This is a genomic window from Amycolatopsis antarctica (assembly GCF_002262875.1).
GTDB lineage: Bacteria > Actinomycetota > Actinomycetes > Mycobacteriales > Pseudonocardiaceae > Amycolatopsis > Amycolatopsis antarctica.
This window is the reverse complement of record NZ_NKYE01000002.1, coordinates 43,867-56,004: the sequence shown is the minus strand read 5'-3', so window position 1 is coordinate 56,004 and position 12,138 is coordinate 43,867. Positions and strand designations below refer to the sequence as shown.

General features: G+C 71.5%; 13 protein-coding genes, 1 pseudogene and 1 riboswitch. Of the genes and pseudogenes, 2 read left to right on the top strand and 12 right to left on the bottom strand.

What is annotated here, in order from left to right:
- The first annotated feature begins 110 nt into the window (after positions 1–110).
- A riboswitch (SAM riboswitch) is annotated at positions 111–243 on the top strand.
- Between the two features lie 12 nt (positions 244–255).
- Entirely contained in the window at positions 256–1,524 is a 1,269-nt protein-coding gene (gene thrC, locus CFN78_RS03720) for a threonine synthase (RefSeq protein WP_094861159.1), read from the top strand.
- Between the two features lie 38 nt (positions 1,525–1,562).
- The gene (locus tag CFN78_RS29015) at positions 1,563–1,739 is read left to right on the top strand and encodes a hypothetical protein (RefSeq protein WP_165777433.1); all 177 of its coding nucleotides are present in this window, start codon (positions 1,563–1,565) and stop codon (positions 1,737–1,739) included.
- A 61-nt stretch (positions 1,740–1,800) separates the two neighbouring features.
- On the opposite strand, the gene CFN78_RS03715 is transcribed toward CFN78_RS29015, so the two are convergent.
- The 12 genes and pseudogenes from CFN78_RS03715 to nadD all read right to left on the bottom strand — a co-directional run bounded on the left by CFN78_RS03715 (position 1,801) and on the right by nadD (position 12,039).
- Entirely contained in the window at positions 1,801–2,679 is an 879-nt protein-coding gene (locus CFN78_RS03715) for an EamA family transporter (RefSeq protein WP_094861158.1), read from the bottom strand.
- Between the two features lie 416 nt (positions 2,680–3,095).
- The gene (locus CFN78_RS03710; protein WP_094861157.1) at positions 3,096–3,431 is read right to left on the bottom strand and encodes a hypothetical protein; all 336 of its coding nucleotides are present in this window, start codon (positions 3,429–3,431) and stop codon (positions 3,096–3,098) included.
- On the bottom strand, positions 3,428–3,775 hold the full coding sequence (locus tag CFN78_RS03705) for a YbaB/EbfC family nucleoid-associated protein (RefSeq protein WP_094861156.1): 348 nt from the start codon (positions 3,773–3,775) through the stop codon (positions 3,428–3,430). The genes CFN78_RS03710 and CFN78_RS03705 overlap by 4 nt, the downstream gene beginning before the upstream one ends.
- Before the next feature lie 36 nt (positions 3,776–3,811).
- Entirely contained in the window at positions 3,812–4,387 is a 576-nt protein-coding gene (locus tag CFN78_RS03700) for a hypothetical protein (RefSeq protein WP_094861155.1), read from the bottom strand.
- A gap of 37 nt (positions 4,388–4,424) precedes the next feature.
- A pseudogene (locus CFN78_RS30415) lies at positions 4,425–4,799 on the bottom strand (WXG100-like domain-containing protein); the annotation flags it as partial.
- Between the two features lie 528 nt (positions 4,800–5,327).
- The gene (locus tag CFN78_RS03695; RefSeq protein ID WP_094861519.1) at positions 5,328–7,694 is read right to left on the bottom strand and encodes a ComEC/Rec2 family competence protein; all 2,367 of its coding nucleotides are present in this window, start codon (positions 7,692–7,694) and stop codon (positions 5,328–5,330) included.
- Positions 7,695–7,705: 11 nt separating this feature from the next.
- Positions 7,706–8,548 (bottom strand): ComEA family DNA-binding protein, encoded by an 843-nt coding sequence (locus tag CFN78_RS03690; protein ID WP_420807847.1) that lies wholly within the window; start codon positions 8,546–8,548, stop codon positions 7,706–7,708.
- A 179-nt stretch (positions 8,549–8,727) separates the two neighbouring features.
- Positions 8,728–9,597, bottom strand: coding sequence for a DegV family protein (locus CFN78_RS03685; protein ID WP_094861154.1), 870 nt, complete (start codon positions 9,595–9,597; stop codon positions 8,728–8,730).
- A gap of 9 nt (positions 9,598–9,606) precedes the next feature.
- The gene (gene octT, locus CFN78_RS03680) at positions 9,607–10,353 is read right to left on the bottom strand and encodes a diglucosylglycerate octanoyltransferase (RefSeq protein ID WP_094861153.1); all 747 of its coding nucleotides are present in this window, start codon (positions 10,351–10,353) and stop codon (positions 9,607–9,609) included.
- 4 nt (positions 10,354–10,357) lie between these two features.
- Complete coding sequence (locus tag CFN78_RS03675; RefSeq protein WP_094861152.1) at positions 10,358–10,972, bottom strand: histidine phosphatase family protein; 615 nt, start codon at positions 10,970–10,972, stop codon at positions 10,358–10,360.
- Positions 10,969–11,367, bottom strand: coding sequence for a ribosome silencing factor (gene rsfS, locus CFN78_RS03670; RefSeq protein WP_094861151.1), 399 nt, complete (start codon positions 11,365–11,367; stop codon positions 10,969–10,971). Before rsfS ends, CFN78_RS03675 begins: the two co-directional genes overlap by 4 nt.
- A 72-nt stretch (positions 11,368–11,439) precedes the next feature.
- Positions 11,440–12,039 carry a nicotinate-nucleotide adenylyltransferase gene (gene nadD, locus CFN78_RS03665; protein WP_094861150.1) on the bottom strand — a complete coding sequence of 200 codons (600 nt, stop codon included), beginning with the start codon at positions 12,037–12,039 and terminating at the stop codon, positions 11,440–11,442.
- Between the last annotated feature and the right edge of the window lie 99 nt (positions 12,040–12,138).

Genomic DNA, 12,138 nt, shown 5'->3' with positions numbered 1-12,138 from the left:
CAGGAGATGGACTCCACGTCCACCCCTTGGCATCGACCGGTGGTCATGTCGTACCGTGGCCGGGGAAGCCCGCATGCGATCACCGCGGCGCGCTCCGCACAACCGAATACCGCTCATCCAGAGGGGCAGAGGGAACGGCCCGATGAAGCCCCGGCAACCGGCGTCAGCCAGTCATCTCGAATCCGCGAGGTAGCTGACGATCACGGTGCCAATTCCGGCCCGCGCAAGCGGGACAGATGAGGAAAGGACCTCGTGATGACCGCAGCCCTGGGAACCACCACCTCCACCAAGAACGGCTTCGATCTCGGCCCGGCCGTCGAACTGGTGTCGAAGGAAGAGGGCCACCGCCAGCCGCTCGCCCCGGAGTTCGTGTCCGCCGAGGACTTCTCCCCGCTCGAGGTCGCCTACGACTTCGGCCGGGTGCGCCGCGAGGACATCGAAGCCGGACCGCGCAACATCTGGCGCTACAAGAAGCTTCTCCCCGTTCCGTCGAACGTCGAGCAGATCCCCAACACCGAACCGGGCTGTACCCGCCTGGTCCGCGCCGACCGCCTGGCGAAGGCGCTCGGGCTGAAGAACCTGTGGGTGAAGGACGACACCGGCAACCCGACGCACTCGTTCAAGGACCGCGTGGTCGCCGTCGCGCTGGCGGCCGCCAGGGAGTTCGGTTTCGAGGTGCTCGCCTGCCCGTCCACCGGGAACCTGGCCAACGCCGTCGCCGCGGCCGCCGCCCGGGCCGGCTGGGACTCGGTGGTGCTCATCCCGTCCTCGCTGGAGCGGGCGAAGGTACTGACGACCGCCGTCTACGACGGTTCGCTGATCGCCGTCGACGGCAACTACGACGACGTCAACCGCCTGGCCACCCAGCTCGCCGCCGAGCGGGAGAACTGGGCGTTCGTCAACGTCAACGTCCGGCCGTACTACTCGGAGGGTTCGAAGACGCTGGCCTACGAGGTCGCCGAGCAGCTCGGCTGGCGGATCCCGGAACAGCTCGTCGTGCCGATCGCGTCCGGCTCCCAGCTCACCAAGGTGGACAAGGGACTGCGCGAGCTCGGCGAGCTCGGACTCGTGGAGGCCAGCCCGTACCGGATCTTCGGCGCGCAGGCGAGCGGCTGCTCACCGGTGTCCGCCGCCTTCCGCTCGGGCCACGACGTCGTGCAACCGGTGAAGCCGGACACGATCGCCCGCTCGCTGGCGATCGGCAATCCCGCCGACGGGCCGTACGTGCTCGACGTCGTGAACCGCACCGGCGGGGCGATCGAGGATGTCAGTGACGAAGAGGTGGTGGAGGGCATCCGGCTGCTCGCTCGCACGGAGGGCATCTTCACCGAGACGGCGGGCGGGGTCACGGTCGCCACCGCGAAGAAGCTCATCGAGGCGGGCAAGCTCGATCCCGAGGCGGAGACCGTCCTGCTCATCACCGGGGACGGACTCAAGACGCTGGACGCCATCGAGGGCAAGGTCGGCCCCAGGGCCACCGTGCCGCCGAACGCCGACGCCGTCCGCGCGGTACTGGAGGACTGAGCCGCACCGGTGGCGCGACGTCGTGAGACGCTGATGCCATGGCGAAGCCCTCTCCCCTACAGGTCCGCAACATCGTGGTGGCGATCGCCGCCGTCGGCGCGGCGATCTGGAACCTGTCCATGGGCGGGCCGGTGTGGCTCACCGCGATGTTCGGCGTCGGCTGTGTACTGGCGGTCGCCTCGGCCGTGCTGAACGGCCGGGGCGACAAGGCCTGACTTCTCCTCTACCGGCAAGGAGTTCAGCCGCTCGGCGGCCCGATCATCGCCGGTGCGTCACTCACGCGAGGGCGATGGCGATGATCCCGGCCAGGACGATGACCGACCCCGTGAGCCTGCGGACGGGGTCGGGCTCGCCCAGCAGCCGCCAGGCCGCCAGCCCTCCGAGCACGATGCTCGACTCCCGCGCGGGGGCGACCAGGCTCACCGGGGCGATGCGCATCGCGTAGAGAACGAGCAGGTAGGCGATCGGCGACAGCAGTCCGACCACGACCACCTCGGTGCGGTGCCGTCGCCACAACTCACCCACCCGGCCCCGGTCGCGCAGCGCACCGGGCGCGAGCAGGGCGCTTTGCAGCACCGCGGCCGTGCCGAAGTAGACCAGTGGGGGAACCCCGAGGTCCGCCACCGAAAAGGCGTCCCACAGCGTGTACGCGGCGATGGCCGCGCCGGTCAGCACGCCGTAGCCGAGCCCGGCCCGGCGAGCCCGCCGCCTGGCCGCCGAGTCCTCGGTGGCCTTGGCCCCGCCGGTGCCGATCACCAGTACGCCGGCGACGACGAGCAGCGCACCCGCGCCGCCGAGCACACCGGGACGTTCGCCGAGGAACACCACGGCCGCGAACACCGACAGCAGCGGCCCGGTGCCCCTGGCGAGCGGGTAGACCACGGACATGTCGCCGACCGCGTATCCGCGCTGCAGCACGAGGCCGTACGCGACGTGACATACCGCCGTGACCGCCGACGCGCCCAGCCAGCTCCACTGTGGACGGTCGGGCGCGGCGAGCAGTGCCCCGATCGCCAGCGGCAAGCAGGCCACGGCGGACACCGTGTAGTACAGAAACACGAACCGTGCGCCACCGTCGACCCGCTTCGCCGCCAGGTTCCACCCGGCATGCAGCATCGCGGCGACGAGGACGAGTGCCAGTGCCGTGCCGTTCACACCTACCTTCTACCCCGGCGGCCACCACCGCCCCGCCCCGGGTGGACGCCACCGTCAGCGCAGGCGTGCGGGGGCCATCGGCGGCCGCGCCGGATCGGTATCGGTATCGGTCCGCACGATTCACGCAGCCGGGTGCCGTAACGGGAGTCGCCACCAGTCCGGCCGGATCGTGCCTGTCACATCTCAGGTGCCCGGCCGGCTGACTGGAGTCACCTCATCGGTCCCCACCGCCCGGTTCGCGGTCGGCGTGGCCGAACAAGGACAAGATCCACCGTTGATCGGACAGTCCTACGTGGAGCGTCGATGCCGGGAGACCGCCGGAGCCGGGTACTTCGCCACCGTGGAACGTCGAGGTGCCGTCCCGCCGGGCGAGCTCAGGTCGTGATCGGGTGCGGCATGATGGCAGCTCTGGGCGACTATTCAGCCCTGTTCCTGGTGTGGAAGCCGGCGGCGCCGTCGGTGTCGGCCTGCGCGTAGTCGGCGATGCCGGCCTGACCGGCGGCAGCGATCCGGCCAGGTCCGCTCACGCACTGGTTCGCGGCTTGTCGTATGGCCGTCGCGGCAGGACCGTAGTCGCCGAGAAAGTTCTGGCCGAGGGGTCCTTGTCCCAGTTGGCCGTCCAGTGACGTGATGGCGGACAGGGACGTTTCCCAGCCGGTGCGCAGATCTTCGCCCGCGGCGGCGAGTGCGGCCATGGCCCGTTCGGTGGCCGCGGTGTCCATGTGCAGGTTTCCGCCGGAGGGGCCGGTCATGAGTGCGTCGCAGGGTCTGCGGTACGGGCGAGTACGTGCAGGACCGGGTCGGCGACGGGATCGAAGTCGTCGGCGGTGACCTCGTCGGGCAGCAGCGGCGCGACCGCCGAGAACACCCGGTGATGGGCAGTATGTGCGGCGGACTGGACGGTGTGGGTAATGGTTTTCGCGAGAGCGTCGGCATCGGCCGTCCGGTAGATGCGTGGGTCCAGTCGTAAAGACCGCAACTCGCCCCACGCGTCGACCGAGGCGGTCACCAGGCCGTCCGTGGATTCCGCGGTCGCGTCGATGTCGGCCAGTCGGTTCACCGCTGCCCGGACGCGGATGATCTCGGTGTCGTTCATCGTGCGGTCAGATCCTTTCCACTGCTCACGGCAGGCTCAGTCGTCGTCGCCGGTCAATGGCAGCACCCCGGTGTGCGCGGCACCTGCGCTGGTCCCGGCGCCCGTTCCGACCCCCGCCATGGGGATCGACGTCCATGTTCCGCTGGGCCCGACGTCATGGGATACCGACCCGCCCGGGCCCACGGCCCCGGACACCTCGCCATGGACGGTGGTGCCTTCTTGGGCGTCTACGGTTTGCCCGTTGCTGATCAGAGGACCAGCCCCGAAGAACAAGCCTGCGCCCGGGCCAGCCGTGGCCGACACACTGCCGGTGAGTGCCCACTCGCCGTCCGGAGCTCGGACAACGCAGCCGGTGAGTGAGCCGCTGCCCGCGCCCACGTCTCCAGACGCTCCGACGCAGGCGCCGAGCGTGTGCTGACCGAGGACGTGCTGGGCGACGATGTTCACCGCCCCGGCCAGTCCGGCTGCCCGGTCGATCGTCTCCCCGGCGACGCTCGCACCGGCGGCCACGAGTGCTTTGGCCCGGTCCAGCATGGCGTCGCCGTCCCGAGCGAGATCCACGACGCCACCGAGTGCGCTCGCGACGAGCTGACGGCATTCCTGCGCGACCATGTCGAACCACCTGTTGCGCCCACGGGCGCATGAAAGGGTTGACGATCATGAGTTCGTAAACGGGGTCCGCCTGCGCGACCAGCTGGGTGATCGCGGTCTTGACGCCGGTCAGTTGCCCGGCATACGCGGACGCACGGGCGGTCTGCCCACCCATGTGCTGAACCATCTCGGCGACCCGCGCGAGTTGATCGTCGACCGCCCCCCGCAACACGACGCCGGCCTCGTCCGGCCACGCCGCGCCGGTCGCGGCAGCTGCGCGACCGGCCTGCTCGCCTGCCCTGGTCACCGTTTCAGCGGCCCGCTGCCAACTCAGCGCGAGCTGGCTCGCCGTGTCCTCGCTGTCCGGGGGCCACTCGTCCCATATCACTTTCACGGCCGACCACAACGGGCTCGAAAGCTCAGGAATCGCCATCGCACCATCTCTCCCCTCTGACGGTGATCCACCCACTGTCGCTCTCGCGCAACAATTCGTGGACCCCAAGTCCTGTAACTGCCACTTGAGCGACGGCATTCTGTCGAGCAGTCGATCTGTGTCGGCGGCAAGCACCAGACGGACCGACGGCAATCTCCGCAGACCTGTGTGCTGCCGAACTCGTCCTCCACGAGCAGTGCTGTGGTGCGGACGGCACCGCCACCGTGGCCCGTTGCGCGAGCGGCCCATGGCACGGGGAAGCAATCACGGTCCGGGCCCGCGGCCGCACTGCGCGCCGGCGGTGGGAATCAGCTCGGCTGCGCGGAACCGTCCGCGGGTTACGGGTCGGCCGCCGGTGAGCGCGCGAAACCTTCGTGCCGCGACACGCTGTCGTCCAGCCGTCGTGAGACTTGTGAAGGGACAACGGATCGAGAGCACCCACTTCGGCGCCTCCTGCCGATTCGCGACCGCCGCCGGCGCACACCGCATGACCATCGAGTCCACTGTGGATGGTCGGGCACAGGGTCGTCAGCACGGATGGCGCTGACGGCCTCGCCGGACCACCGCCGGACCACGCTCGTCCGGCACCACCGCCGCATCCCCGTCGGTATCGGTCCGCGCGATCAACGCACCACCCGCCGACAGGACATCCAAGGTCACCGGATTCGGATGCCCATACCTGTTCCCCTCCCCCACGCTCACCAGAGCCACCCGGGCACCGGCAGCACCAAGGAACTCTGGAAGGGCGAAACGACTGCCATGGTGCGGCACCTTCAGGATGTCGGAGCGCAGGTCGGCTCCGGAGGCAAGCAGGTCGGACTGAGCCGCGAGTTCGACGTCGCCGGTGAGCAATACCGTGCCCGCGGACGTGGCCGCGCGCATCACCACCGAGGTGTTGTTGATCCCGGTGCCGTCCTCCTCCGACGAATCCTGCGGCGGCACGTACTCCGGCCCGAGCACGTCCACGGTGAGCGCGGGCCAGGACAGCCGCTGCCCCACGCTCAGCTCCAGCAGCGGCACACCGGCTGCCGAGGCGGTTGCCGCCACCGAGCGCCACGCCCAATCCGGCCGCCGGCCGGGCCCCACGGCCACCGCACCGACTGCCCGGCTCTCGAACACCGAGCGCAGCCCGCCGATGTGGTCGGCGTGGAGATGACTGAGGATCACCAGCGGTACCCGCTCGACATCCAGCCGGTCCAGGCATTCGTCGACCGGCCCGGGTTCGGGGCCGGTGTCCACCACGATCGCCCGCCCGGGTTCGCCGGTCGCCAGTACCAGCCCGTCACCCTGGCCGACATCGCAGGCGGTGATGGCCCACCCGGCAGGAGGCCAGGACGGGGAGATCACCTGCCCGGGGACCGCCACGAGCAGCGCTCCCGCGAGCAGCAGGGCCAGGCAGATGCGGACGCCGCGCCTGCGCAGCGCGACCACAGCGACCACGGCGAGCAGGGCCGCGAGGAGTCCGCCCCACCAGCCCGAGGGCCACGGCAATACGGCCCAGGGCAGGCCGGCCGCCTCCCGTGCCACGAAGATCAGCCACTCCGCCTCAGGCGCGGCAGCGTGCACCAGTACCTCGGCGGCTCCGGGCCACCACGGAGCCAGTGCCGCCGCGAGGACACCGAAGATCGTGGCCGGTGCGACCACCGGCGCCGCCAGTACGTTCGCCGCCACCGCGACGAGGCTGATCTCGCCCGCCATCCCGGCGATCACCGGCGCCGTCGCGACGAACGCCGCCAGCGGAACCGCGAGCCCCTCGGCGAAACCCGGTGGGATCCCCTTCCGTGCCAGCATCTCCGACCATCGGGGAGCGACCAGGACGAGTGCGCCGGTGGCGATGACCGAGAGCGCGAAGCCGAAGCTCACCGCCATCGCCGGGTCCCACAGCACCAGGCCGATCACCGCGCAGGCGAGCGCGGGCAGGGCCGAACCGTGCCGGCCGAGTGCCAGCGCCAGCAGGGCGATCGCACCCATCACCCCGGCGCGCAGGACGCTGGGTTCCGGCCCTACCAGGACCAGGAAGGCGAGCAGCGCCGCACCGGCCGTCACGGCGGCGAACCTCGGTCCGGCACGCAGCAACCGCGCGGTCAGCAGCACGGCACCACAGGTAATTGCCACATTGGTGCCAGATACCGCCGTGAGATGTGACATGCCGGAGTCGAGGAAGTCCTCCTCGACTCGCGAGGACAGGCCTGTGGTGTCGCCGACGACGAGCCCGGGCAGCAGTCCGGCCGGCTCCTCCGGGAGAACGGAACACGCCTCACGGAGTGCGGCACGCATCGACTCGGCGGCCACCTGGAACCACGGCGCACCGCCGGAGATCACCGGTGGGCCCCGCACGTACAGCACCCCGACCGTCAGCTCCCCGGAGCGGGGCGGTGCCAGGCTGCCGGTCGCGGTGACCCGCTGGCCAGGCAGTATCCGCGACCAGTCGTCGAACGGTGCGATCAGCAGTGTTCGGCCGGTACTCGCCACCGGATCACCGCCGACCACGGCGCGATCGAGCTCCCCGGCGATGACAACGCTGCGGGATCCGCCCTGCTGGTCCCCGTATCCGGGTGACCGGACCGGCCGAGGTCGTTCGGTCACCGTCACCGACATCTCCGCCTCGCCGCCCCGGGCGGCGAGGCCACGCATGTCGTCCTGCTCGGCCTCCAGCAGGCGCACCCCCAGTGGCGCGGCGGACAGCACGCCACAGACGAGAAGCGCACCGAACGCCACCCGGCGCCGGTCCCCACGCACCGGGCTCTGGCGGAGACCCATCGCGCCCGCCGACGCGGCGAGCGCGCCCACGACGATCGCCGCCCACCATCCGGCCAACAGGCCCAGTAGCGCCGCCAGCCAGACCGCCAGCGCCGGGGCGAGCAGGCGCAGGTCCTGCTCCGATCTGACCGCCACGGCCGCGGGCGTCACCGCACGCTCACGTGTTCGCGCAATTTCGAAAATCGGGTCTCACCGATACCATCGACCTCACGAAGTTGTTCCACCGCACCGAAAGTGCCGTGCTGGGTCCGCCAGTCGACGATGCGCTTCGCCGTCACCTCACCGACTCCGGGCAGTGCGTCGAGCTGCTCCGCGGTCGCTGTGTTGAGGTTGACCTTCGCCCCTTGCGCGGCCCCTGGCGCGGCGCCCGGAGCGGCGCCGGGGGCGTCCGGGACCGGGGCCGCCAGCGGTGCTGGTTGCACGTCCGGCGGTACGGGTACGCCGACGTACACCTGCTCGCCGTCGGTCAGCCTGCGGGCAAGGTTGAGGGCACTGATGTCGGTGTCGGCCACGGTTCCGCCCACCGCGGTGAGCGCGTCCGCGACCCGTGCGCCCGCGGGCAGGGTGACCAGACCGGGCGCGGACACCCGGCCGACGACGCTGACCACCACCCCTTCGGCGGCGGGCGCCGACGAAGGAGGCCCGGCGGCCGGTTTCGCGGAAGACGAATCGCGCGCGGCGGGCAGCGGGGGTGGCGCCTCGGCGCTCGGTGGACTCCGCAGCAGCGCGGATCCGGCAAGCACGGCCACGACCACGCCGAGCAAGGCGGCCACCAGAATCCAACGCCGAGGCCCCGGCGATCCCCGTTCGGCCACCGAGGTGGGCACCCAGCGCTCCACCAGCCTGCCGGACACGCGTCGCGCGTCCGCCGCCGGTCCGCCGGCCGCGGCGGAGGCCGCGGCCGCGAGCTGTGCCAGCCGCGCGCTCGGCGCGGTGCCGCCGCGGTGCGGTTTCGGGGATGTGGCCGCCTGGCCTGATCTGTCGAACACCCCACCGACGCTAGGGAGCGCGGGCCGGTACGGAACAGCGCCGACTCCGCGCCCTGTGGACAGCCGGGGGGATGTGCACAACCGGCCGGGCAGGTCGGTGCGCCCGATCCTGGCCGGTGTGCGACGACGCGGCCCGCCGAGAGCCGCAGCCGATCCCCACGCCGGCGGTCAACGAAAAGTCAGGCGAGGCCGCCACGGACCGGGCTCGCGGGCTTCTGCACCACCACACCGAGCACGCCGGGGCCGGTGTGCGCGCCGACCACGGCGCCGATCTCGGACACCAGGCAACCTCGGGACTCCGGCAACCGCTCCTCCAGCCGGTTGGCGACCTCCACGGCCCGTTCCGGGGAGCCGAGATGATGCACGGCCAGCTCCACCGGCTCCTCCCCCGCGGTCTCCGCGGCGAGGTCCACCAGTCGCGCGATGGCCCGGTTCATCGTCCGCACCTTCTCCAGCGGCTGGATCCGTCCGTCAGCCACCCGCAGCACCGGCTTCACCGACAACGCGGTGCCCAGCAGTGCCGCGGCCGCGCCGATGCGCCCGCCCTTGCGCAGGAACTCCAGCGTCTCGACCGCGAACAGGGTCTGCGAGGAGCCCGCGGCCGAGACGGCAGCCGCCTCCACCTCCGCCGCGCAGGCGCCCGCCGCCGAGGCCTGCGCGGCGTGCAGCGCGGCGAAACCGAGCCCCATCGCGGTGGTGCGGGAGTCGACGACACGCACCCGGTCCGCACCGACCGCGTTCGCCGCCCGGACCGCCGCGTTCCAGGTGCCGGACAGTTCCCGGGACAGGTGCACCGACACCACGCCGTCCGCCCCCTCGTCCAGGGCGGCGCGGTAGACGGACTCGAACTCGGCGGGGGTCGGCAGCGAGGTGGTGACGGTGCGACGCTGGCCGAGAGCCTCGGCCACGGCCGAGGGGCCGACCTCCACCCCGTCGAGACCGGACACCCCGTCGATCAGCACGTGCAGCGGGACGACGGTGATCGCGTGCCGTTGCGCGAAGCCCTCCGGGAGGTGGGCTGTGGAATCCGTGACTACGGCGACCGACACCCCGCCAGCCTACGTTGCGCCGCGAGTGCGCTGCCCCGCGAGCAACGGGCCCAGTACCCCGGTCATCGCCGTGCCCACCGACCGATGCCCTTCCCAGCCCCAGTGGATACCGTCGGGGTTACCGTGCCCGCCGAGGACATGCGGGCCGACGGTGTCCGCGAGATCGACCAGCGGCACCTCGGTTCGCTCCGCCCAGCGTGCGATCGCGGCGGCCGTCGCGGCCCGCACCGTGTGCACGTAGCCGTAGGACGGCGCCCGGTGCACCGACGGCAGGATGCCCACCACCGGCAGCCCGGGCCGGACCACCCGGACGGCGTCCACCACGGCGTCCAGGTAGCGCACCGTCAGCACGGTCGGGAGCACCGCGGGCCTGCCGCGCAGCACGACGGCGAGGCGGGGTTGCGCAGCGAGATACGCCTGCCGCACCACCCGGCGGACGCCGTCGGGACGCAGGTAGCGCAGCCCGGTACGCAGGTAGGTCGGCAGCGGCGATGGCAAAGTGTCCATGCTGCCCACCGCAAGGACCAGCGCGTCGATCCGGTGCAGGTCGGCCCACACCCGCGGATCCCCGGTGAGTGACCACCAGGCGTCGCGGGCGGTCCAGCCGATCCCCGCGGCCATGTCGGCGCTGCCGCCGAGCGCGGCGGCGGTGAGGTTGGGCCACAGCCGGGGGTCGTCGGCGGGATGCGCGCCGTCCGGGCCGTGGAAACTGAGGGAGTCGGCGAGGACCAGCAGCCGCGGGCCGGGGTCGGACACGCGTTCAGGCGGTCATGCCGGCGTTGTACGCCTGCAGTCGCCAGATGCCGTCCCGCCGCCGCAACTCCACCCAGTGGCAGTTGGAGATCCCGGCGAGCGCGGGCCAGGTCTGCAGGGGCAGGCCGAGCAGCTTGCCGGTCAGGGCGACGATCAGGCCGCCGTGTGCGGCAAGCAGCACCGTCTCACCAGGACAGGCCTCACCGCTCTGCAGGTCCGCGACCACCTCGAACGCCCGGTCGGCGACGTCGACCCTGGCCTCGCCGCCGGGCGGTGCCCAGGTCGGGTCGGCGCGCCAGCGCACCAGTTCGCCAGGCCAGCCCTGCTCGACCTCGGGTGTGGTGAGGCCCTGCCAGTCGCCGAGATGGGTTTCGCGCAGTCGCTTGTCGATACGCAGCGGCACACTGATCGCGTCCGTCAGCACGGTGGCGGTGTCGGTGGCCCGGTGCAGGTCGGAGGCGATGACCAGGTCCGGCTCGAACCTGGCCAGTGCGGGCGCCGCGAACCGGGCCTGGTTCCAGCCGACGGGGGTCAGCGCGGAGTCGAGATGGCCCTGCATCCGTCCGGTGGCGTTGTAGTCGGTCTCCCCGTGCCGCCAGAGTACGAGTCGGCGCAGAGTCACGGGGACTCCTCGCCCGAGACCTCCCTGACCCGCTCGTCGAGGCCCTCGACCTCGATGCGGGGACAGTCCTTCCAGAGCCGCTCCAGGCCGTAGAAGGAGCGTTCCTCGTCGTGCTGGACGTGGATGACGACGTCGACGTAGTCGAGCAGCACCCAGCGGCCCTCACGGGCGCCCTCGCGGCGGACCGGCTTGTGACCGGCCACGCGGAGCTTCTCCTCGACGTTGTCGACGATGGCGCCGACCTGCCGCTCGTTGGGCGCCGAGGCGATCACGAAAGCGTCGGTGATGACGAGCTGGTCGGAGACGTCGAGCACGACAACGTCGGACGCCTTCTTGTCCGCGGCCGCATGGGCCGCAGCGGTCGCGAGCTGTCGGGCTTCGGACGTGGCTGCCACGGTGCTCCTTCGGGTCGTGAGTGCGCCCGCCGAGGGTACCCGCCGACCTCGGCGGCCTGCTCACACGCACCGTCAGGAGCGTTCCAGCCCCCGGTACAGACTGCGCTTGTCGATGTACCTGACCACGCCGTCGGGGACCAGATACCAGACCGGTTCCCCCGCCGCGGCCCGTTCCCGGCAGGCGGTCGAGGAGATCGCCATGGCGGTGATCTCGACCAGGCTCACCTTTCCGCTGGGCAGATGGTGGTCGTCGAGGTGGTATCCGGGCCTGGTCACGCCGATGAAATGCGCGAGCTCGAACAGTTCGGCGGCGTTGCGCCAGCTCAGGATCTGCTCCAGCGCGTCGGCACCGGTGATGAAGAACAACTCGTCGTCCGGGTACTGCAGGTGCAGGTCCCGCAAGGTGTCGACGGTGTAGGTGTGACCGTCGCGGTCGATGTCCACCCTGCTGACGGAGAAGACCGGGTTGGAGGCCGTCGCGATGACGGTCATCAGGTAGCGGTCCTCGGCGCGGGTGACCACGCGATCGCTCTTCTGCCAGGGCTGGCCGGTGGGCACGAAGATCACTTCGTCCAGCCCGAACCGGGACTGGACCTCGCTGGCCGCGACGAGGTGACCGTGGTGCACCGGGTCGAAGGTGCCGCCCATGACCCCGATACGGCGTGGTGACATGCGGCCGAGCGTAACCGGGCCCGCCGTCCGGCGTGGGCGGGCACGTCCGGCACCGGCACGTGCCTCATCCGGGTGATGGTCGCCGCGAACGGATCCGTT